Source organism: Oleiphilus sp. HI0067, assembly GCF_001635735.1.
On the sequence record NZ_LWFI01000950.1, the window covers coordinates 1 to 1,575 of the forward strand.

At 45.7% G+C, this 1,575-nt stretch carries 1 protein-coding gene; it reads left to right on the forward strand.

Translation table 11 applies throughout. The annotated features are described in order from the left end of the window. Positions 1 to 34 precede the first annotated feature (34 nt). The coding region (locus A3739_RS11950) for an efflux RND transporter permease subunit (RefSeq protein ID WP_197472290.1) at positions 35 to 1,575 on the forward strand (1,541 nt) is incomplete at its 3' end.

Genomic DNA, 1,575 nt, shown 5'->3' on the forward strand with positions numbered 1-1,575 from the left:
AACTTTCATCTGGTACGTTGATAAAGGTTGCTGAATGATTGCTTGGTTCGCGCGCAATAGTGTCGCAGCAAACTTATTGATGCTCACAATCGTTCTGATTGGATTGGGCTCTTTAAAACTAAATATTCCTCTTGAAGTATTTCCTAGCATAGAACCTCGAATTATTCAGGCTAGCGTAGCCGTGCCTGGGGCATTGCCAAAAGATATTGAAAGCTCTGTCTCAACCAAACTAGAGCAAGCGGTTGATGATCTCGAAGGTATCGCCGCATTGTCGAGTCGCTCGACTGAGGGAGTGGCTCAGGTCAATATTGAAGTCGATGAGCGATATGATCCGCAAACGCTATTAGCTGAGGTTAAAAACCGTATTGATAGTGTCAATAACTTACCCGCTGATGCGGAACGCCCTATTGTCTCCTTGGTGAAACGTCAACGCGAAGTCATTGGCTTGGCTGTATACGGTGATCTTGCCGAGCGTGAATTGCGACAAGAAGCAATTAGTATTCGGGACGACTTGCTTGCAATTACTGGCGTAAGCCAAGTTGAGCTTGATGGTGTGCGCGATTATGAAGTGTCTATCTACGTGCGTGAGCAAGTAATAGAGCGTTACGGCATTACTCTTGAAGAAATCGCTTCGCGTATACGAGAGGCCTCACTCGATTTGTCTGCTGGAGCAATTAAAACAGTAGGCGGCGACATATTGCTTCGCTCAAGTGGTCAGGCTTATGGGGCGGATGAGTTTAGCCGTATTGTTATCCGTACTAGTAATACTGGCGGAGTCATTCGCTTGGGTGACGTTGCAGATATCGTCGACGGTTTTGTCGAGGATGTAAGTATTACGCGTTTCAACGTTAAACCAGCGGCCCTGATTGAGATCTATCGTGTTGGCGACGAAAGTGCGATTGATGTTGCCGATAAGGTAAAAGACTACATAGCAACGCGCAGTGAAGATCAAAACCAGTTGTTGCAACTAACCGCATGGCGAGATCGATCTAATATCGTCAAAAAGCGTCTCAAGACTTTAAGCGACAGTGCGATACAAGGCGGTATTCTTGTGATGTTGCTGCTGACTTTGTTTTTACGCCCCGCGATCGCATTTTGGGTTTGTATCGGTATTCCTGTCACCTTTATGGGTGCCTTTTTTGTCATGCCGTTTTTTGGCGTGAGCATTAATATCATTTCGCTATTTGGCTTCATCTTAATTCTAGGGATTGTGGTTGATGATGCGATTGTCACGGGCGAGAACATATACTCGCATCTAAGAAAATCCGAGAGCGGTATCGAGGCCGTTATCAATGGAACGCAGGAAGTTGCTGTTCCAGTGACATTCGGGATCCTCACCACTATCGCTGCGTTCATGCCCATTGCTTTTATTGAAGGTGTTCGTGGTCAACTGTTTGCTGCAATCCCTGTGGTGGTCATACCGATTCTTTTATTTTCACTAATTGAATCGAAGTTAATACTCCCAGCGCACCTCAAGAACATCAGAATTCATCGTTCTCAAAGCGATACCTTAATGGGTAAGTTGCTAGCGTTGCAGGAACGTTTTGCAATCGGGTTTGAGCGCTTTATATTACG